General features: G+C 71.4%; 17 protein-coding genes. 10 read left to right on the top strand and 7 right to left on the bottom strand.

Features of this window, described 5'->3' with window-relative positions; translation table 11 throughout:
- The first annotated feature begins 125 nt into the window (after positions 1-125).
- Positions 126-920, top strand: coding sequence for a methyltransferase domain-containing protein (locus ACFYP4_RS30520; protein ID WP_388789793.1), 795 nt, complete (start codon positions 126-128; stop codon positions 918-920).
- A gap of 22 nt (positions 921-942) precedes the next feature.
- On the opposite strand, the gene ACFYP4_RS30515 is transcribed toward ACFYP4_RS30520, so the two are convergent.
- Complete coding sequence (locus ACFYP4_RS30515; protein ID WP_358852034.1) at positions 943-1,833, bottom strand: sugar kinase; 891 nt, start codon at positions 1,831-1,833, stop codon at positions 943-945.
- Positions 1,834-1,910: 77 nt separating this feature from the next.
- A complete protein-coding gene (locus ACFYP4_RS30510) occupies positions 1,911-2,849 on the bottom strand; it encodes a pseudouridine-5'-phosphate glycosidase (protein ID WP_358851972.1) in 939 nt (312 codons plus the stop codon).
- Positions 2,850-2,915: 66 nt separating this feature from the next.
- Here ACFYP4_RS30510 and ACFYP4_RS30505 point away from each other — a divergent pair, with 66 nt between their 5' ends.
- Positions 2,916-3,344, top strand: coding sequence for a VOC family protein (locus tag ACFYP4_RS30505; protein WP_358851971.1), 429 nt, complete (start codon positions 2,916-2,918; stop codon positions 3,342-3,344).
- Between the two features lie 56 nt (positions 3,345-3,400).
- Positions 3,401-3,763 carry a cupin domain-containing protein gene (locus ACFYP4_RS30500; RefSeq protein WP_358851970.1) on the top strand — a complete coding sequence of 121 codons (363 nt, stop codon included), beginning with the start codon at positions 3,401-3,403 and terminating at the stop codon, positions 3,761-3,763.
- Between the two features lie 168 nt (positions 3,764-3,931).
- Here ACFYP4_RS30500 and ACFYP4_RS30495 read toward each other — a convergent pair whose 3' ends face one another.
- The 3 genes from ACFYP4_RS30495 to ACFYP4_RS30485 all read right to left on the bottom strand — a co-directional run bounded on the left by ACFYP4_RS30495 (position 3,932) and on the right by ACFYP4_RS30485 (position 6,885).
- Entirely contained in the window at positions 3,932-5,212 is a 1,281-nt protein-coding gene (locus ACFYP4_RS30495) for an MFS transporter (protein ID WP_388789788.1), read from the bottom strand.
- 94 nt (positions 5,213-5,306) lie between these two features.
- Entirely contained in the window at positions 5,307-5,861 is a 555-nt protein-coding gene (locus ACFYP4_RS30490) for a methylated-DNA--[protein]-cysteine S-methyltransferase (protein ID WP_358851968.1), read from the bottom strand.
- A gap of 148 nt (positions 5,862-6,009) precedes the next feature.
- Positions 6,010-6,885, bottom strand: coding sequence for a glycerophosphodiester phosphodiesterase (locus tag ACFYP4_RS30485; RefSeq protein WP_388789785.1), 876 nt, complete (start codon positions 6,883-6,885; stop codon positions 6,010-6,012).
- A 280-nt stretch (positions 6,886-7,165) separates the two neighbouring features.
- Between ACFYP4_RS30485 and ACFYP4_RS30480 the strand changes: the two genes are divergently transcribed.
- The 6 genes from ACFYP4_RS30480 (at position 7,166) to ACFYP4_RS30455 (ending at position 15,671) form a co-directional block, all read left to right on the top strand.
- A complete protein-coding gene (locus ACFYP4_RS30480) occupies positions 7,166-8,032 on the top strand; it encodes an MHYT domain-containing protein (RefSeq protein ID WP_358851966.1) in 867 nt (288 codons plus the stop codon).
- Between the two features lie 40 nt (positions 8,033-8,072).
- Positions 8,073-10,199, top strand: a complete 2,127-nt coding sequence (gene uvrB, locus ACFYP4_RS30475; RefSeq protein ID WP_358851965.1) for an excinuclease ABC subunit UvrB — start codon at positions 8,073-8,075, stop codon at positions 10,197-10,199.
- A gap of 178 nt (positions 10,200-10,377) precedes the next feature.
- Positions 10,378-10,956, top strand: a complete 579-nt coding sequence (locus ACFYP4_RS30470) for a TerD family protein (RefSeq protein WP_119104869.1) — start codon at positions 10,378-10,380, stop codon at positions 10,954-10,956.
- Positions 10,957-11,008: 52 nt separating this feature from the next.
- Positions 11,009-13,036 carry a TerD family protein gene (locus ACFYP4_RS30465; RefSeq protein WP_388789780.1) on the top strand — a complete coding sequence of 676 codons (2,028 nt, stop codon included), beginning with the start codon at positions 11,009-11,011 and terminating at the stop codon, positions 13,034-13,036.
- 299 nt (positions 13,037-13,335) lie between these two features.
- Complete coding sequence (locus ACFYP4_RS30460; protein ID WP_358851963.1) at positions 13,336-14,319, top strand: TerC family protein; 984 nt, start codon at positions 13,336-13,338, stop codon at positions 14,317-14,319.
- A gap of 251 nt (positions 14,320-14,570) precedes the next feature.
- Entirely contained in the window at positions 14,571-15,671 is a 1,101-nt protein-coding gene (locus tag ACFYP4_RS30455; RefSeq protein ID WP_358851962.1) for an ionic transporter y4hA, read from the top strand.
- A 131-nt stretch (positions 15,672-15,802) separates the two neighbouring features.
- Here ACFYP4_RS30455 and ACFYP4_RS30450 read toward each other — a convergent pair whose 3' ends face one another.
- Both ACFYP4_RS30450 and ACFYP4_RS30445 read right to left on the bottom strand, forming a co-directional pair.
- A complete protein-coding gene (locus tag ACFYP4_RS30450; RefSeq protein ID WP_388789776.1) occupies positions 15,803-17,104 on the bottom strand; it encodes an MFS transporter in 1,302 nt (433 codons plus the stop codon).
- Between the two features lie 61 nt (positions 17,105-17,165).
- Complete coding sequence (locus tag ACFYP4_RS30445; RefSeq protein WP_388789773.1) at positions 17,166-18,212, bottom strand: S66 peptidase family protein; 1,047 nt, start codon at positions 18,210-18,212, stop codon at positions 17,166-17,168.
- Positions 18,213-18,313: 101 nt separating this feature from the next.
- Here ACFYP4_RS30445 and aroQ point away from each other — a divergent pair, with 101 nt between their 5' ends.
- Positions 18,314-18,787, top strand: coding sequence for a type II 3-dehydroquinate dehydratase (gene aroQ / locus ACFYP4_RS30440; RefSeq protein ID WP_388789770.1), 474 nt, complete (start codon positions 18,314-18,316; stop codon positions 18,785-18,787).
- Positions 18,788-18,797: the final 10 nt, after the last annotated feature.

Raw genomic sequence — 18,797 nt, 5'->3', positions numbered from 1 at the left:
CTCCGGCTCGTCGGCCGAAGTCGGGGGCTGTCGGTCACGAGCGGTCTGTGCGAGGCGAGGGCCGGGCTCCAGGGCCGGGTGCGTCAACCTCGCCGGATAAGTCGGGCAAATGGGATGATCTACTAGTGATGCGAACCGACAGGTATCTCCTGGACAACCGGCAGACCGAGGCGGGACAGCGTTTCGACGCCGTCGCCACTCTCTTCGACCCCACGACGTTCCGGCACCTCGAGCGCTTCGGCGTCGGCTCCGGCTGGCGCTGCTGGGAGGTCGGCGCGGGCGGCACCTCGGTGGTCTCGTGGCTGGCCAAGAAGGTCGGCCCGACGGGGCGGGTCCTCGCCACCGACATCGACACCTCATGGGTGTCCCTGGCGGCGCGTCCGCCGGTCGAGGTGCGTGTGCACGACGTGGGCGTGGACGAGCCGCCGGGGGAGGGTTTCGATCTGGTGCACGCCCGGCTCCTCCTGGTCCATGTGGCCGACCGGGAGCGGGCACTGCGGTCCATGATCAGGGCGCTGCGGCCCGGGGGGCGGCTCCTCGTCGAGGAGGCCGACCCCGCTCTGCAACCCCTTCTCTGTCCCGACGAGCACGGCCCCGAGCAGCAGTTGGCGAACCGTCTGCGGGGCGGCTTCCGCGACCTCCTCGCCGCGCGCGGCGGCGATGTGTCGTACGGCCGCAAGCTCCCGCGCCTGCTGCGCCAGGCGGGGCTGCGCCCCGTGGAGGCCGACGCGTACTTCCCCGTCACCTCGCCCGCCTGCGCGGCGGTGGAACTCGCGACGATCCGGCAGATCCGCGACCAGCTCGTCAGCTCGGGCCTGGCCACGGACCAGGACATCGACCGTCACCTGGCCAACGTCGCCTCCGGCACCATGGACCTGACCACGGCTCCGATGATCTCCGCCTGGGGGCGCAAGGTCTGAGGGAGAGCGGGCCCGGCGGCGGTCAGGGATCCGCCGGTGGTCTCCCGCCGACGCGTTCCACGGCCGCCGCCCCCGCCCTGCATCCCTCGGCCGCCGCATCCCCGGGTTCCGCTCCCGCGAGCAGAGCGGCGAGGAACGCGCCGGTGAAGGCGTCGCCCGCGCCGGTCGTGTCCCGTGGCGTGGCGGGCACCGCGGGGACGCGGGCCAGCACCATGCCACCGCGGGCGACCAACGCTCCGTCACCTCCCCGCTTCGCGACCACCAGCGGGACGTGGCGGCTCAACTTCGCCGCCGCGTCCGCCACATCCGGGAGCCCGGTCAGCAGGCATGCCTCGTCGTGACTCGGCAGCAGCACGTCGACGCCCTCGACGAGCGCGAGGAACCGGTCCGCTCCCAGTTCCGCCAGGAACCCCGCCGATGCCGGATCCACGCTCACCGGCACGCCACGCGCGCGTGCCGACGCCACAGCCACGGTCACCAGGGCACGGCTCGGCTCGGAGAAGAACAGATAGCCCGACAGATGAAGTCGGGCGACCCCGTCGAGCAGTGACGGCGACCAGTCGCCGGGGTCGATCCGCAACGCGGCCCCGCTGTCGGTGAGGAAGGTGCGCTCGGCCGCGGCGTCCGTGTCCACCAGGCAGATCACCGTCCCGGTGGGCGCCACGGGATCGACGACGAGGTGGGTGCGTACGCCGGAAGCCGTCAGCTCCCGCTCGTGCCAGGCAGCCGCGTCCCTGCCCACGCGTCCGAGCAGGCGGACGTCCGGGCAGCCCGTGTGCGAGGCCCAGCACGCCACGTTGGCCCCCGCGCCGCCCGGAACCGTCCGGACGGCCGCCACCGTGTCGGTGCCCGACGCGAGCGGCCCGCGGTGCCGGGCGACGACGTCCGTCACGATGTCGCCCACGACCAGCAGCGCCCCGCCGGCTGCGTCCGGCGCACCGCTCCCGCGCGCACCGTCGCCCCGCCCCGGTTCGCCTCGGTCCGTTTCCGTCACGCCCCCGCCCAGGCCGCCGCGATCCGGCCCGCGAGCCGGACATTGCCGCGCACCGCCGCCAGATTGGCGCTCAGGGAGGCGCCGTCGGTGTGGCGGACCAGATGGTCCAGCAGGAAGGGCGTGACGGCCTGACCGGTCACCCCTTGGGCCTCGCACGCGTGCAGCGCGTCGGCGAGCACGCGTGCGTGGAGGTCTGGATCGAGCTGCTCCTCCTCGGGCACGGGATTCGCGACGACGAGCGCCGACTCCGGCCCGCCGACCGCGTCCTGGGCGCGCATCACGTCGGCCACCTGGCCCGGGGACCCGAGTGTCCACTCCACCGGATGTCCCGAGTCGGTCAGGTAGAAGCCGGGGAACCGCTCGGTGCGGTACCCCGCCACCGCTACCCCCAGGGTCTCCAGGCGCTGGAGGGTCGCCGGCACGTCCAGGATCGACTTCACCCCCGCGCACACCACCGTGATCCTGGTCCGGGCCAGCAGGCCCAGGTCGGCTGACTCGTCCTGCGTCACCGTCCACTCCCGGTGCACCCCGCCGAGGCCGCCCGTGGCGAACACGCGCACGCCCGCGCGTGCGGCCAGCAGCGCCGTGGCCGACACGGTCGTCGCCCCGCTCGCCCCCGTCGCCACCGCGAGCGGCAGGTCGCGGTGCCCCAGCTTCCGGATCCCGTCCTCGTTCGCGACCCGCTCCAGCCGGTCCTTGTCCAGGCCGACGCAGGGCTGCCCGTCCAGGACGGCGATCGTCGCGGGGACTGCACCCTCCTGCCGTACGAGGTCCTCCAGCTCCAGGGCCACCTGCAGATTGCGCGGGCGCGGCAGCCCGTGCGCGATGATCGTCGACTCCAGGGCCACCACCGGGCGGCGCGCGTCGAGCGCCTCCCGCACCTCTTCGGACACCACGAGCACGCGCCTGCCTCCTGTCTGTCGGTCCTCCCTCATCCCTGGCGGGCGGCGCGCCCGGCCAAACCCCTTGCGGCCTGCGGGATACGGCACCAGCCTGGGCGCATGACGGACAACACGACACGTCTCGACCACATCGTCCTCTGGGTCGAGGACCCGGTCTCCGCGGCGGACTTCTACGAGAGGGCGGTCGGCCTGGAGCCCCTGCGGGTCGCCGAATTCACCGAGGGAAAAATCTCCTTTCCCTCCGTACGCGTCAACGGGGAGACCATTTTCGATCTCGCTCCACTGTCGATGGCCGAGCGCATGACCATGCTCCCCGGTGCCGCCGACAGCGCGGGCCATCCCGTGAACCATGTGTGCCTGGCCCTGGGGGAGGGCGATTTCGACGCGCTGCGGGCCCGGCTGGAGGAGCAGTCGGTGCCGGTCTCCGACTTCTCGTACGACGCCTTCGGCGCCCGGGGAGCGGCCGTACGCAGCTTCTACTTCCGCGACCCGGACGGCAACGTCTTCGAGGCGCGGCACTACGCGTAGGCCACAGAATGAGCCGGGTGCGGTCGCCGGTGGGCCTGCGGCTAGGGTGACCGCCCATGACCACGAGGAACCAGACCGTCCCGTCCTTCGCCGTGCACATCCCCGACGCCGAGCTGGAGCCGGAGCCGCTCGACCCGGCCCAGATCGTCTCAGGCACCCCGGTGGTGACGGGCAAGGTGCTGTGGGAGTCGGCCGACGGCAAGCAGCAGCGCGGCATCTGGCAGATGACACCGGGCGTCGCCACCGACACCGAGGCCGATGAACTGTTCGTGGTCGTCAGCGGGCGGGCCACGATCGAGGTCGAGAACGGTGACGTCCTCGAGGTGGGACCCGGTGACGCGGTGGTCCTGCGGGAGGGCGACCGGACGGTCTGGACGGTCCACGAGACGCTCCGCAAGGCGTACCACGTCAGCCTCTGACCCCCGGCGGCCCCACCCGGCCGCCCGCCTCTCCGCGCTGCCGCCCTCGCCGCAGTCTCCCGGCGCTCCTGCCTCCAGGGCCGGCGCTCCTGCCTTCACGCCGGCGCTCCTGCCTTCACGGCCGGCGCTCCGTGCCCGCGCCGCCGCCCGACTCCGCTCCCCGGCAGTTCAGCCTCCGGCCGCGGCCGTCCGGCGTCCGCGCCGGGTGAAGAGCATCAACGCGGTGAGCGGCAGCAGCAGGCAGGCGGCGAGGAGGTTGAGCCAGCCGTAACTCGCCCGCGCGATCACCAGGCCGGCGGTCGCGCCGCCGATACCGGCCGCCGTGTTCATCAACAGGTCGGACAGCCCCTGGGCGGCGGCGCGCGCGGGCTGGGGCACCGAGTCGGTGAGGAGCGCGGAGCCGGACACCATGCCCGCCGACCAGCCCAGCCCCAGCAGGAAGAGCCCGGCGGTGATCTGTACATGATTGCCGTCGGCCGTTCCGGCGAGGAGGGCGGCGCAGGCCAGCAGGCCCACCGCGAGGCCGATCCCGGAGAGCCGCCCGAGCCGGTCGGACAGTCGCCCCATGAGCGGTGAGAAGGCGTACATACCGGCGATGTGACAGCTGATCACGAACCCGATGAGGTCGATGCCGGCTCCGTGGTGATCGAGGTCGATGGGTGTCATCGCCATGATCGAGACCATCGCCGTGTGGCACACCGCCACCGTCCCGAGCGCCAGCCGCGCCCGCGGTGAGGCGGCGACGGCGGCGACACCGGCCCGCAGGGAACGTGCCTGTGGAGACTGCTCCTCGGCAGGAGCGAGGGCGCGGGCGGTCAGCAGCGGATCGGGCCGCAGCAGCAGGGCCACGATCAGCGCCGAGACGAGGAAGACCCCGGCCGCCCAGAGGAAGGGGCCGGCGGCCGCGGGAATGCCCAGCCCGGTGACGCTGCGCCCGGCCGGCGCGGCGATGTTGGGGCCCAGTACCGCGCCTATCGTGGTGGCCCACACGACGTTCGAGATGGCCCTGCCACGCCGCTCCGGCTCGGCCAGGTCGGCGGCCGCGAACCGCGCCTGCAGGTTCGCCGACGAGGCGGCGCCGAACAGGGCCATCCCGGCCAGCAGCAGCGGAAAACTGCCGACGGACGCCGCCAGCACGACGACACCGGCCCCGAGGGCGCCGATGAGGTACGCGAGCACCAGCCCCGGCCGCCGTCCGCGCGCCGTCATCAACGCGGCGAGCGGCATGGACAGCACCGCCGTTCCCGCGACGGTCGCCGTGGGAGCCAGTCCCGACAGGGACTCGGTGCCACTGACCTGCTCGGCCAGCACCACCGCGAGCGCGATGCCGGTGGCGACCCCGAGACCGCCGAGGATCTGACTGGCGATCAGCACCGCGGTCGTGCGGCGCCGCAGCGCGGGTATCGCCGCGGCGTCGACGGGCGCGGCGGACCGCTCGACGGCGGTCACCGCGGGCGCCCGGGTTCGGCGGCGGACGTCTCGGTACATCGGAAGAAGCGGTTCACCGGCGCAGCCTCCCAGTTCCCGGCCGTGTGCGCACTCCTCAGAACAGCGGCTCCGGAAGCACTCCCTCCAGCGCCAGCAGCTTCCGCTTGGTCTCCAGACCCCCTCCGAACCCGCCTATGCCGCCATCGCTCTCGACGACCCGGTGGCACGGCACGACGACCGGCAGCGGGTTGGAGCCCATGGCGACACCCACCGCCTGTGCCGCGCCCGGCTGGCCGACCCGGCCGGCGAGGTCGCCGTAGCCGACGACCGCCCCGTACGGGACGCCGGCGGCCAGCTCGCGCAGCACCTGACGGTTGAACCCGGAGATCAGTGACCAGTCGAGGGGCAGCTCGAAGTCGCGGCGCTCACCGGCGAAGTAGGCCCTCACCTGGCCCGCCGCTTCGGCCAGCAGGGGAGAACCGGGAGCCTCGGCCGGCTCGGCACCGAGGCGGGACGCGAGTCTCTCCAGCGCCTTCTCGCGCACCGCGTCCGTGGCATGGAACACCACGTTCACCAGGCCGTCGGGGGTCGCGGCCAACAGCAGCGGGCCGATGTCCGTGTCCACGACGGTCCACACGACCTGCTGCCCGTACTGCCCGTGGCTGTCCATGCGACCACCGTACGGCGCGGCACTGACAACGCCCGGGGCCTGCACGCCGCACGGCGTCCAGGCCCCGGGCGCCAGGCCCCGGGCGCCAGGCCCCGGGCGCCAGGCCCCGGGCGCCAGGCCCCGGGCGCCGGGCCCGGGTGGGCCCGCTTCAGTAGCCGCGCAGGGCGCGCCGCACCACGTCGGGCCTGTTGGTGATGACGCCGTCGACGTCGTAGCGGGCGACCCGGCGGGCGGTGTCCGCGTCGTCGACGGTCCAGGTGAGGACCTCCAGGGGGTTGCCGTGCGGGCCGCGGAAGGCGTGGACCGCGGCGACGTAGCCGACGGAGATGCTGGTGTACGAGGGGTTGATCTGGTCGGCGAAGCGCGCGTACTCGGGCAGGTCGGCGATCGACGGCGTTCCCAGCAGCGCGGTCTTGACGCCGGGACGCAGGTCGTGGACCTTACGGACGCTGTCCGGACGGAAGCTCTGGACGATCAGTCTGCTCCTGAGGTGGCCGGGGTCGAGCCAGCCCTCGTTGCTGAGCACCTGGAGCATCTGCCGTTCGATGCCCGGGTAGAGCTCGGGGTTCTTGATCTCCAGGACGAGCTTCTGGTGGTTGCGAGAGACACGGTTCATGTACTGACTGAGCGTCGGCACGCGTGCGCCCGCGTAGCGCGGGGCGAACCAGCTGCCCGCGTCCAGCCGCGAGATCTCCCTCGCGGTGAAGTCCGCCACCTTCCAGGGAGCCCGGCCGGGATAGACCTCCTCGACGTTGGTGGTCCGCGTCAGAGTGGCGTCGTGAAGGACGACGAGTACGCCGTCCTTGGTGCGCTGTACGTCGTTCTCGACCCAGCCGAAGCCCAGGTCGTCCGCCTTGTCGACGGCGGCCAGGGTGTTCTCGGGGGCGTACGCCGAGGCGCCGCGGTGGGCGACGACGGCCGGGCCGCGGTCGTCGGCCGCGGCGTGGGCGGAGGAAGTGGGGAGTATCAGAACGGTGCCCCCGAGAAGCGCGGTGGTCGTGGCGGCGGCAACGCGCGCGTGCATACGTACTCCTCGCGTCGAGCGATCACGGTCAGCACCAGACTGACAGCAGAGGGTCAACGGGAGGTGGGTGCGGAATGGCCGCGGATTGAATGGAGTTGCCCAAATCCGTGCACAGGGGCCTCACATGCGGTGCGGGCCCGTGATTCTTTGCCGGAAAATCGTTCGACCATTCCGGTGGGGGTCATACTCTTCGCCTCGGCCCGGTCCGTTCCTGCGGACCTGGCGGCGGGCGCTTTTCAGGAACATCCAGGACAGATCAGGGCGGGAAGGGCAACCGCGCATGCAGGGCACGGTCGACGGCTTCAGTTACGGACTCGTCACCCCGCTGGTGGCGTACCTCATGGCCTCACTGGGAGGGGCGCTGGGGCTGCGCTGCACCACAAGATCGATGCTCGTCGCCCGCTCCTGGCGGCCGGGCTGGCTCGCACTCGGCTCGGCGGCGATCGGCTCCGGCATCTGGACGATGCACTTCATCGCGATGATGGGGTTCTCCGTCGAGGAGAGCCCGGTGCGCTACGACAAGGCGCTGACCTTCGCGAGTCTCGGCGTCGCGATCGTCATGGTCGGCATCGGGATCTTCATCGTCGGCTACCGGGGCGCGACCGGAACGGCGCTCTTCACCGGTGGCACCATCACCGGCCTCGGCGTCGCCACGATGCACTACCTGGGGATGGCGGGCATGCGCCTCAACGGGAAGCTCGAGTACAACACCTTCACCGTCTCCGCCTCCGTGGTCATCGCGGTGGTCGCCGCCACCGCCGCCCTGTGGGCCGCGGGACAGGTCCGAGGCTTTCTGTGGAGCGTCGGCGCGAGCCTCGTCATGGGGCTCGCCGTCAGCGGTATGCACTACACGGGCATGGCCGCCCTGAGGGTGCACCTGCACGGAGCGGCCAGCACCCCGCCGGGCGACTCGCCCGCCGCCCTGCTCGCGCCGATGATGATCGGCCCGCTGGCCTTCCTCTGCCTGGCCGGGGTCGTCGTGATGTTCGACCCGCTGATGATCATGGGCCGACCCGACTGGACGTCCACCGGGAACAGGCCGGGCGTCCCGGCCCGCGCCGCCGTGCCGTACCCCGGCCCCCGCCCGCCGTCCCGCCTCGACCGGCGCCCCGGCCACCGCGGCTCTCGCACCCCGCAGAACTGGTGATCCCACCCTGTTGTCAGTGCGGGGTCGTACGGTTGATGGCATGCGGCCCGTTTCCAAGATCGAACGTTCGGTGGCGCCTTTCGAGGTCGTCAGCCCCTACCAGCCGAGCGGTGACCAGCCGACGGCCATCGCTGAACTCGAAAAGCGCATTCGCGCAGGTGAGAAGGATGTCGTCCTGCTCGGTGCCACCGGTACCGGCAAGTCCGCCACCACCGCGTGGATGATCGAGAAGCTCCAGCGCCCCACGCTCGTGATGGCCCCGAACAAGACCCTGGCCGCCCAGCTGGCCAACGAGTTCCGCGAGCTGCTGCCGAACAACGCCGTGGAGTACTTCGTCTCGTACTACGACTACTACCAGCCCGAGGCGTACGTCCCGCAGTCGGACACCTACATCGAGAAGGACTCCTCGATCAACGAGGAGGTGGAGCGCCTGCGCCACTCCGCGACCAACTCACTGCTCACCCGCCGCGACGTCGTCGTGGTCGCCTCGGTCTCCTGCATCTACGGCCTCGGTACGCCGCAGGAGTACGTGGACCGCATGGTCACGCTCAAGGTCGGCAAGGAGATCGACCGGGACGACCTGCTGCGCCGCTTCGTCGACATCCAGTACACGCGCAACGACATGGCCTTCGCCCGGGGCACCTTCCGGGTCCGCGGCGACACCATCGAGATCTTCCCGGTCTACGAGGAGCTGGCCGTCCGCATCGAGATGTTCGGTGACGAGATCGAGGCCCTCTCCACGCTGCACCCGCTCACCGGCGAGGTCATCAGCGACGACGACCAGCTCTACGTGTTCCCCGCCTCCCACTACGTGGCCGGCCCCGAGCGCCTGGAGCGCGCGGTCAACGACATCGAGAAGGAACTCGGGGAGCGGCTCGCCACCCTGGAGGCACAGGGCAAGCTCCTGGAGGCCCAGCGCCTGCGCATGCGCACGACGTACGACATCGAGATGCTCCGTCAGATCGGCTCCTGCTCCGGCGTCGAGAACTACTCGATGCACTTCGACGGCCGTGAGCCCGGCTCCCCGCCGAACACCCTGCTCGACTACTTCCCGGACGACTTCCTGCTGGTCATCGACGAGTCGCACGTCACGGTGCCGCAGATCGGCGCCATGTACGAGGGGGACGCCTCCCGCAAGCGGACCCTCGTCGACCACGGCTTCCGGCTGCCCTCCGCCCTGGACAACCGTCCCTTGAAGTGGGAGGAGTTCCAGGAGCGCATCGGTCAGGCCGTCTACCTGTCGGCGACGCCGGGCAAGTACGAGCTCTCACGCGGCGACGGCTTCGTCGAGCAGATCATCCGCCCGACCGGGCTCGTCGACCCCGAGGTCGTCATCAAGCCCACCGAGGGCCAGATCGACGACCTGGTGCACGAGATCCGCAAGCGCACCGAGAAGGACGAGCGCGTCCTGGTCACCACCCTCACCAAGAAGATGGCGGAGGACCTCACCGACTACTTCCTCGAGATGGGCATCCAGGTCCGCTACCTGCACAGCGACGTCGACACCCTGCGCCGGGTCGAGCTGCTGCGCGAGCTGCGCGCCGGTGAGTACGACGTGCTCGTCGGCATCAACCTCCTCCGGGAGGGCCTCGACCTGCCCGAGGTCTCCCTGGTGGCGATCCTCGACGCCGACAAGGAGGGCTTCCTGCGCTCCGGCACCTCACTGATCCAGACCATCGGCCGCGCGGCGCGCAACGTCTCCGGTCAGGTCCACATGTACGCCGACAAGATCACCCCGGCGATGGAGAAGGCCATCGACGAGACCAACCGCCGCCGGGAGAAGCAGGTCGCGTACAACAAGGAGCGGGGCATCGACCCGCAGCCCCTCCGCAAGAAGATCAACGACATCGTGGCGCAGATCGCCCGCGAGGACGTCGACACGGAACAGCTGCTCGGCTCGGGCTACCGCAAGACGAAGGACGGCAAGCCCGCCAAGGCCCCGGTCCCCGCGCTCGGCGGCAAGGCCGCCAAGGGCAGGGGGAAGAGCAAGGAAACGGTGCCGACGGACCGTCCCGCGGCCGACCTCGCCGATCAGATCGAGGAAATGACGCAGCGGATGCGCGCCGCCGCCGCCGACCTCCAGTTCGAGATCGCGGCCCGGCTGCGCGACGAGGTGTCCGAGATGAAGAAGGAACTGCGGCAGATGAAGGAAGGGGGCCTGGCCTGACGGCCCGAGGCTCCGGCCGACGGCCAGGAGCCCCGCCGGACCCTCGGGTGCGTGCGCTGTGTTGCAAGACCGACACAAAGTCCGTCCCAGGGTTCGGCACTGTCGGTGCCCCTGCGTAGGGTTCTGGTCATCCGCGGACTCCGCGGAAACAGGGGACGGTTCGAGAGGGGAACAGCGCGTGACGGTCAACATGACCAAGGGTCAGGCCATCAGTCTGCAGAAGAACGACGGGGGCACCCTGACCGCGGTGCGCATGGGGCTCGGCTGGCAGGCGGCCCCCCGGCGCGGCCTGTTCGGCTCGCGCACGCGGGAGATCGACCTCGACGCGTCCGCCGTGCTGTTCGCGGACAAGCAGCCCGTCGACGTGGTCTTCTTCCGGCACCTCGTCAGCGACGACGGCTCCGTACGGCACACCGGTGACAACCTGGTCGGCGGCGTGGGCCAGGGCGGCGACGACGAGGCCATCCTCGTCGACCTCCAGCGGGTCCCGGTCCACATCGACCAGATCATCTTCACCGTGAACTCCTTCACGGGTCAGACGTTCCAGGAGGTCCAGGACGCGTTCTGCCGCCTGGTCGACGAGACCAACGGCCAGGAGCTCGCCCGGTACACGCTCGCCGGCGGCGGGCAGTACACGGCCCAGATCATGGCGAAGGTGCACCGGGCCGGCGCGGGCTGGCAGATGACGGCCCTCGGCACCCCGGCCAACGGCCGGACGTTCCAGGACCTGATGCCCGCGATCCTGCCGCACCTGTAGGCACCGCGGGGCGCACAGCACACGAGGCGAAGTGACACGGGGGGACAAGGCGATGACGGCCGAGCTGGTCCGGGGACAGAACCATCCGCTCTCCCAGGTCCGTCTTGAGGTCCGCGTTTCGGCCGGCAGACCGGTCGTCGCGGGCGCCACGCTCAGCGACGAGAAGGGCAGGGTCCACGGCGTCGAGTGGGTGGCCCACCCGGGTGCGCCCACCCTGCCCGGACTCGAGGTCTCCAAGCAGGCGGCGGCCGACCATCGCCTCGCTTTCGACCTGGCCGCCCTGCCGGACGCCGTGCACCGGGTCAGCGTGCTGCTCGCGCTGCCGTCCGGGGCCGGCGGTCCGGTGCGGTTCGGCGCCGTCGCCGCCCCCTTCGTCGCCGTCACCGGCCTCGACGGCGCCGAGGTCGCCAGCTACACGATCACCGGCCTCGACGCCGAGTCGGCCGTCGTCGCCCTGGAGCTCTACCGCAGGCAGGGCGCCTGGAAGGTCCGGGCGGTCGGCCAGGGGTACGCGGGCGGCCTCGCCGAGCTGCTCACCGACCAGGGACTGCCCGAGGCGCAGCAGCTCGCCGCCAAGATCAACGAGGCGGTGGCCCAGGGACTGGCCCGCTCGGTGGCGGCGCCCCCGCCGCGTACGTCGGAGGGGGACCGCTCACGGCAGGCGGCCGCCTCGGCGGCCGGGCCGGACCAGCCCCTCCCCGGCACCCAGGCCGGCTCCGGCGACATACCGCCGCCGCCCCAGGCCCCGTACGACCCGCCCGGTCTGCACACCGGCCCGGCCGGGCACGGCGGGCACCCCGGCGGGCTCACCCAGCCGGACTCCTCACCCGTCACGCAGCCGACGGTCCCGGCCACCGGCGGGCCGGTCGACTACAGCCACCCGCGCCGGCAGCCCGCGGCGCCCCCTCCGCCCCCACCGGCCGCGCCCCCGGCGCAGCCCGGCCGGCCCGCACAGCCCGTGGCGGGTGACGCGACAGGCTGGTCCATGGATGAGCGGCTCTACAACCAGGTGTGGGGGATGTTCGAAGACCTGGCGCGCAGCACGGCGGCGTACCGCAGCGCCGTCGATTTCGCCGACTCCCGCATGGAGCAGGAGCTCGACAAGGTCCTGTCCGACCCGCGCAGCCGCATCAGCGGCCAGGGCGACGTCGCACGAGAGGCCGCGCAGGCCAAGCACGCGCAACTGGTCGACCAGGCCAGGGCGGTACTCGACCGGGACCTCGCCCAGCTCACCGCCGAGGCCGAGGTCGTCGAGCCGGCGCTGCCCCCGGCGTTCGCGCGCTGGGACAACCCGGTCTGGCACGGCTACCGGGTCCCGATGGAGGTCCCGATGGCCCTGCGGCTCGGCGATCTCCATCTGCCCGAGAGCGAGGGACTGAGCATCCCGATGCTGGTCCGGCTGCCGCTGGAGCGCGGTCTGTGGATCGACAGCGGGCGTTCCGGACTCGACGACTCCTTCGCCGATTCCGGGGATCTGCGCAGGCTGGCGATGGAATCGGCGGTGGCGCACGCCGCGCGTCTGCTCGCCGTCTATCCCGCGGGCGAGTTCACGGTGCACGCCATCGACCCCGCCGGTTCGGGTGCCGCCTCGCTCGCACCGCTGGTCCGGTCCGGTGTGCTCGCCGGTCCGCCGGCCGCGGGCGCCGCGGGTGTGGCCGATGTGCTGGCCCGGCTCACCCAGCGCGTCGACCTGGTGCAGATGGCACTGCGCGGCGGCGCGGCCGACTCGCTGCCGCCGGGCTTCGACACCGCCGAGCAGCTGGTGATCGTGCACGACTTCCCGCACGGTTTCGACGACCGTGCGGTGACGCAGCTGCGCTATCTCGCGGACGAAGGGCCGGCTGTCGGCGTCCACCTGATGATGGTCGCCGACCGGGAGGACGCGTCCGCGTACGGGCCGCTGCTCGATCCGCTCTGGCGCTCGCTTCTGCGGCTCACGCCGGTCCCGGAGGACCACCTCGCCGATCCGTGGGTCGGTCACGCCTGGACGTACGAGCCCTCGCTCGTCCCGCCGGGCAGTCAGGTGCTCGAGAAGGTGCTCGCGCAGATCGCCGAGGCCCGCCGCTCCTGGAACCGCTGAGTGGGTCTCCGGGGTCGCACCAAGCCTTAGTAAAGCCCTCTGAGCTGCCTTTTTGGGTTTTCTTTTACCAAGCTCTTTACCTTTCCTTGGTGATTCGCGTACTCTCTCCGTACGGAGGGGAGTACTCCCTACGAACTGCGGCGCACCCGTCAATACGGATCAGGCCAGATCCCGGGGCGTCGGCCCGCAGGCACCGGTCGCATCACGCGCCCCGGCCGCCTCGGGTGGAAGAGACCTCCGGTAGCGACGACGCTGACAATCTGCCGTTACGTACTGCCGGAGGCGCAGTGAATGTTTCCATGACCCTGTGGGTCCTGACCATCGTGGGTCTGGCCGCACTGATCGCGGTCGACTTTCTCATCGGGCGAAAGCCCCACGACGTATCGATCAAGGAAGCCGGGATCTGGACGGTGGTCTGGATCGTCCTGGCCGCTCTGTTCGGCCTCGGACTGCTCGTCTTCTCCGGCGGCCAACCCGCGGGAGAGTTCTTCGCCGGCTTCATCACCGAGAAGTCACTGAGCGTCGACAACCTCTTCGTCTTCGTCCTGATCATGGCGAAATTCGCGGTGCCGACGAAGTACCAGCAGCGTGTCCTGCTCGTGGGCGTGCTCATCGCGCTCGTCCTGCGCGCCATATTCATCGCCGCGGGCGCCGCGATCATCTCGAACTTCGCCTGGGTGTTCTACATCTTCGGTGCGTTCCTCATCTACACCGCCTGGAAGCTGATCCAGGAGGCCCGAGCCGACCAGGACGACGAGGAGTTCGAGGAGAACCGGCTGCTGAAGCTCGCCGAGCGGCGCTTCGGCGTGGCGGACCGGTATCACGGCACGAAGCTGTGGATCCGGCAGAACGGCAAGCGCGTCATGACGCCGATGCTGGTCGTGATGCTGGCGATCGGCACCACCGACGTCCTCTTCGCGCTCGACTCGATCCCGGCCATCTTCGGCCTGACCCAGGACCCGTACATCGTGTTCACGGCCAACGCGTTCGCGCTGATGGGCCTGCGGCAGCTGTACTTCCTCATCGGCGGTCTGCTGAAGAAGCTGGTCCACCTCAGCTACGGCCTGTCCGTCATCCTCGGCTTCATCGGCGTGAAGCTGGTGCTGCACGCTCTGCACGAGTCCGGGGTGCACGTCCCCGAGATCTCCATACCGGTCTCGCTCGGCGTGATCTGCGCCGTCCTGATCGTCACCACGATCACCAGCCTGATCGCCTCCAGGAAGCAGGCACGGGAGGAATCCCGTGCGGCGGAGGGCGCGCCGAAGGACAGCATCGACGTCTGACGACGTCGGCGACGGTGGCGGCCCTCGGGGCGGTGTGCGGCGCGGTGCGGCACTCCGCCCGCGGTGCCCGCCGCTCCTGGGCGTTCATCCGCACCCGGCGGTCCAGGGCGCCTGGCGGCTGAGGCCCCCGAGGCCGAGGCCTCCGAGACTGAGGCACCCGACGGGCTGGGGTCTCCGCCGTCGCCCGGTGGACCCACGCGGGCCGCGTCACCGGACGTGCAGGGCCGGGACGCGTCTGCGACGATCGCTGCATGATCGTTCCGCTCCGGTCGCTCGCGACGCAGTGGACGGCCGTCGTGCCGGCGGTCGCGGTCGTCCTGCTGGCCTTCACCTGGGGCCGCAACCTGTCCGGCGGCGTCGTGGCGCTCGTGACGGTGGTCCTAGCGGGATCGGTCCTGGCGGCCGTCCACCACGCCGAGGTGGTGGCGCATCGGGTGGGCGAACCCTTCGGCTCCCTGGTCCTGGCGGTGGCCGTCACCGTCATCGAGGTCGCGCTGATCGTCACCCTCATGGCCGACGGCGGGGACAAGAGCTCCACTCTGGCGCGGGACACCGTGTTCGCGGCCGTGATGATCACCTGCAACGGCATCGTCGGCCTCACCCTGCTCGTGGCCTCGCTGCGCCATGGGCTCGCGGTCTTCAACGCGGAAGGGACCGGCGCCGCCCTGGCCACGGTCGCGACCCTGGCCACGCTCAGTCTGGTGGTGCCGACGTTCACCACCAGCAAGCCGGGCCCGGAGTTCTCCTCGGCCCAGCTCACCTTCGCCGCGTTCGCCTCGCTGGCCCTGTACGGCCTGTTCGTCTCCACCCAGACAGTGCGGCACCGGGACTACTTCCTGCCGATCACCCGGCAGGGCGTGGTCATCGAGACGGACGATCACGCCGACAGGCCGTCCGCGCGTACGGCGGCCGTCAGCGTGGGGCTGCTCGGTCTGGCTCTGGTCGGTGTGGTGGGCCTCGCCAAGGCGGTCTCGCCCACGATCGAGTCCGGCGTGGACGCGGCCGGGATGCCGCAGGCCGTGGTGGGCGTGATCATCGCGCTTCTCGTGCTGCTGCCCGAGACCATCGCGGCGCTGCGGTCGGCCCGCCGTGACCGCGTGCAGACCAGCCTGAACCTGGCACTGGGATCGGCGATGGCCAGTATCGGCCTGACCATTCCGGCCGTCGCCCTGGCGTCCCTCTGGCTGTCGGGACCGCTGGTGCTCGGTCTCGACCCCCTGCACATGGTGCTGCTCGCGCTGACCGTCGTCGTGAGCTCCCTGACGGTCGTGCCCGGCCGCGCGACCCCCCTCCAGGGCGGCGTCCACCTGGTGCTGTTCGCGGCCTACCTGGAGCTGGCGGTCACCCCGTAGCCACCGCCGGGCGCTCCCGCCCGGGGGCACGGCGCACGGCACGGCGCGGCCCGCGACCGGCCGCACGGGTCAACCCGCGAGCGTCGCCACGCCGGAACGCCCCCCGGTCGGCGCGGGCCGTAAGCCCTCAGTCAGTCCGTGGCCTCCACGACGGTCAGGCGAGGTACCGGCCGCGTCTCGGGCAGCAGGGCGAAGCAGCCCAGGCTCAGCAGCGCGATGACCGTCAGATAGGCGGCCACACCCCAGGGAACACCGGCCCCCCGGGCCACGGCCGTCGCCACGAGGGGCGTCAGGGCACCCCCGAGCACCCCTCCCAGGTTGTAGCCCAGGGCCGCGCCGGTGCAACGCACCCGAGGCTCGAACAGCTCCGGGAGATACGCGGCGATCACCGCGAACATGCTGATGAAGGCGAGCAGCGCCACCAGGAACCCGAAGAACATGAGCAGGGGCTCACCGGTCGACAGCAGCGCCACCATCGGGAACATCCACAGCGCGGCGGCGGCGCTGCCCGTCAGACACAGGGGCCGCCGCCCGAAGCGGTCGCCCAGCATCGCGGCCACGGGCGTCAGCGAGCCCTTCACCACGACGGCGGCCATGATGCAGGCCAGCATGACGGTACGGCTCACCCCGAGCCGTTCGACACCGTAGGCGAGGGCCCAGGTCGTCACGGCGTAGAACACCGCGTAGCCCACCGCGAGTCCGCCGGCCGTCAGCAGCACGAGCCGCCAGTGGGAGCGCACCACGTCGACGAGCGGCACGCGCGCGTGCTCCCGCAGTTCGAGGAACTCGGGGCTCTCGCTGAGCGAGCTGCGCAGCCACAGGCCGGCGAGCGCGAGGACACCGGCCGCCCAGAAGGGCACCCGCCACCCCCATGCCGCGAACTGCGCGTCGGACAGTGTCGCGGACAGCGTCAGCATCACGCCGTTGGCGAGGACGAACCCCAGCGAGGGGCCGATCTGGGGAAAGCTGGACCACAGTCCCCGCCGTGCGGCGGGCGCGTGCTCCGCGGTCAGCAGCACCGCGCCGCCCCACTCCCCGCCGAGCCCGAGGCCCTGCAGGAAACGCAGCACGAGCAGCAGCACGGGGGCGGCGACACCGATCGAGCCGTAGGCCGGGACGCAGCCGACCGCGACGGTCGCGGCGCCGGTCAGCAGCAGCGAGGCGACCAGGACGGGCCGGCGCCCCCGGCGGTCTCCGAGGTGCCCGAAGAGGACGGAACCCAGCGGCCGGGCGACGAAGCCGACCCCGAACGTCCCGAACGCCGCCAGTGTCCCCGTTAGCGGGGAGAACGTTGGGAAGAACAGCGGACCGAGGACCAGTGCGGCGGCGGTGCCGTAGACGAAGAAGTCGTAGAACTCGATGGCCGTCCCGGCGAGGGAGGCGGTCGCGAGCCTGAGCATGGAGGGTGCCCTCACGGAGCGTGCGTCGTGCATGCCACGTCAACTACCCAGAGTGACCGACGGTTATGGGGGCGTGCGGTGGTGCGGAGCCCGCTCAGTAGGTGACCGTGATGCGCCGGGCGGGACCGTCGACGCGGATCGTGCCTCCGTAGGGGATGACGAGCTGCGGATCGGTGTGACCGAAGTCCACGTCCAGGACGACCATCATGTCCGGGGCGTATCTGCCGACGGCCCTGAGGACCGCCTCGCGCTGGTCCCGCGCGTAACGGGCCTTCGCGACAGCGTCGTTGGGCTGCTCGAAGGACCACGCCTTGGGGCGCCCCATGAGGAGGGCGGGGAAGCGCCGGAGCAGCCCGCGCTCCCCCATGCTCCGCAGGATCCGGAACACGTCCTCGGCCCTGGGCAGTTCTTCCGAGGTCTCCAGGAACAGCACGTGGCCGTCGTACACGGACGGGTCGGCGGCCATCTCACGGTCGGCCATCAGCAGCCAGGACAGGATCTCGATGTTGCCGCCCCAGGACCAGCCCTCGACGACGCGCTCGGCACGGTGCCAGCGCCAGCCGGTGCCCGGTTCCGTGGCGGGTTCGCGGTCGAAGGTCGACGGGTCGTCCCAGGGCCGGTCGACGTCGGTGAAGCGGTCGGCGGGCCGCAACTCGTAGGGGCCGCGGGTGAAGAGCGCGGCCCGCAGCGACTCGGCGGTCGGCCCGGCCATGGCACCGGGGCGGCCGAGCTCGCACATGACGCTCGCACCGTGGTAGCCGACGATGCCCGTGTTCCACAGGTACAGGAGCACATTCGTGTTGTCGCTGGACCCGAAGAACGGCTTGGGATTGGCCCGGATCAACTCCCGGTCCAGGAACGGCAGGACCGTGATCTGGTCGTCGCCGCCGATCGAGGCGATCACGGCCTTGACCGACGGGTCGGCGAAGGCGGCGTTCAGGTCGGCGGCGCGCTCCTCGGGCGCTGACCCCGGCCTGCGGGTCGTCGGATACTCGACCGGCTCCAGGCCGTACTCCTCCCGCAGCCGCTCAAGGCCCAGCTCGAACGGTCGCGGGAAGAGCGCGGGCAGCGCGGCGGACGGCGAGAGCACGGCTATCCGGTCCCCGGGCACGGGCTTGGGAGCGTAGACAGGGGTCGTCATGGCGGGAGCGTACGGCCGGCCGGCCGTGCGGCGCATCGTGATAAACCGGGTTCGAACAGCGGTCCTGTACGGGCCGCCAGACCGCAAGGACCGGAGGAACCGTGCCCCGCACCCTCGCCCACGCCCCGATCATGATCCTCAACGGACCCAACCTGAACCTCCTCGGGCAGCGCCAGCCGGAGATCTACGGCTCCGACACCCTGGCCGACGTCGAGGCGCTGTGCGCCGAGGCGGCAGCGGCACACGGCGGCACGGTGGACTTCCGCCAGTCCAATCACGAGGGCGAGCTGGTGGACTGGATCCACGAGGCGCGGCAGCGTCACGCGGGCATCGTGATCAACCCGGCCGCCTACTCGCACACCTCCGTCGCGATCCTGGACGCGCTCAACACCTGCGACGGGCTTCCGGTGGTGGAGGTCCACATCTCCAACATCCATCAGCGGGAGGAGTTCCGGCACCACTCGTACGTCTCGCTGCGCGCGGACGGTGTGATCGCGGGATGCGGAGTGCAGGGGTACGCGTTCGCGGTGCAACGGATCGCGACGCTGGCCGGGACGGGCCGGGCCAAGGCCTGACCGGGGACGA

The sequence above is a fragment of the Streptomyces sp. NPDC005551 genome, from assembly GCF_042871785.1.
Lineage (GTDB): Bacteria > Actinomycetota > Actinomycetes > Streptomycetales > Streptomycetaceae > Streptomyces.
This window is presented reverse-complemented; position numbering and strand designations above follow the sequence as displayed.

What these genes read in the sequence shown, in the direction of transcription:
- ACFYP4_RS30445 (WP_388789773.1), bottom strand. Translation starts at nt 18,212, where the DNA reads ATGACGACCCCTGTCTACGCTCCCAAGCCCGTGCCCGGGGACCGGATA.
- ACFYP4_RS30490 (WP_358851968.1), bottom strand. Translation starts at nt 5,861, where the DNA reads ATGGACAGCCACGGGCAGTACGGGCAGCAGGTCGTGTGGACCGTCGTG.
- ACFYP4_RS30500 (WP_358851970.1), top strand. Translation starts at nt 3,401, where the DNA reads ATGACCACGAGGAACCAGACCGTCCCGTCCTTCGCCGTGCACATCCCC.
- ACFYP4_RS30465 (WP_388789780.1), top strand. Translation starts at nt 11,009, where the DNA reads ATGACGGCCGAGCTGGTCCGGGGACAGAACCATCCGCTCTCCCAGGTC.
- ACFYP4_RS30450 (WP_388789776.1), bottom strand. Translation starts at nt 17,104, where the DNA reads ATGCACGACGCACGCTCCGTGAGGGCACCCTCCATGCTCAGGCTCGCG.
- ACFYP4_RS30480 (WP_358851966.1), top strand. Translation starts at nt 7,166, where the DNA reads ATGCAGGGCACGGTCGACGGCTTCAGTTACGGACTCGTCACCCCGCTG.
- ACFYP4_RS30505 (WP_358851971.1), top strand. Translation starts at nt 2,916, where the DNA reads ATGACGGACAACACGACACGTCTCGACCACATCGTCCTCTGGGTCGAG.
- ACFYP4_RS30510 (WP_358851972.1), bottom strand. Translation starts at nt 2,849, where the DNA reads ATGAGGGAGGACCGACAGACAGGAGGCAGGCGCGTGCTCGTGGTGTCC.
- ACFYP4_RS30455 (WP_358851962.1), top strand. Translation starts at nt 14,571, where the DNA reads ATGATCGTTCCGCTCCGGTCGCTCGCGACGCAGTGGACGGCCGTCGTG.
- ACFYP4_RS30485 (WP_388789785.1), bottom strand. Translation starts at nt 6,885, where the DNA reads ATGCACGCGCGCGTTGCCGCCGCCACGACCACCGCGCTTCTCGGGGGC.
- uvrB (WP_358851965.1), top strand. Translation starts at nt 8,073, where the DNA reads ATGCGGCCCGTTTCCAAGATCGAACGTTCGGTGGCGCCTTTCGAGGTC.
- ACFYP4_RS30460 (WP_358851963.1), top strand. Translation starts at nt 13,336, where the DNA reads ATGACCCTGTGGGTCCTGACCATCGTGGGTCTGGCCGCACTGATCGCG.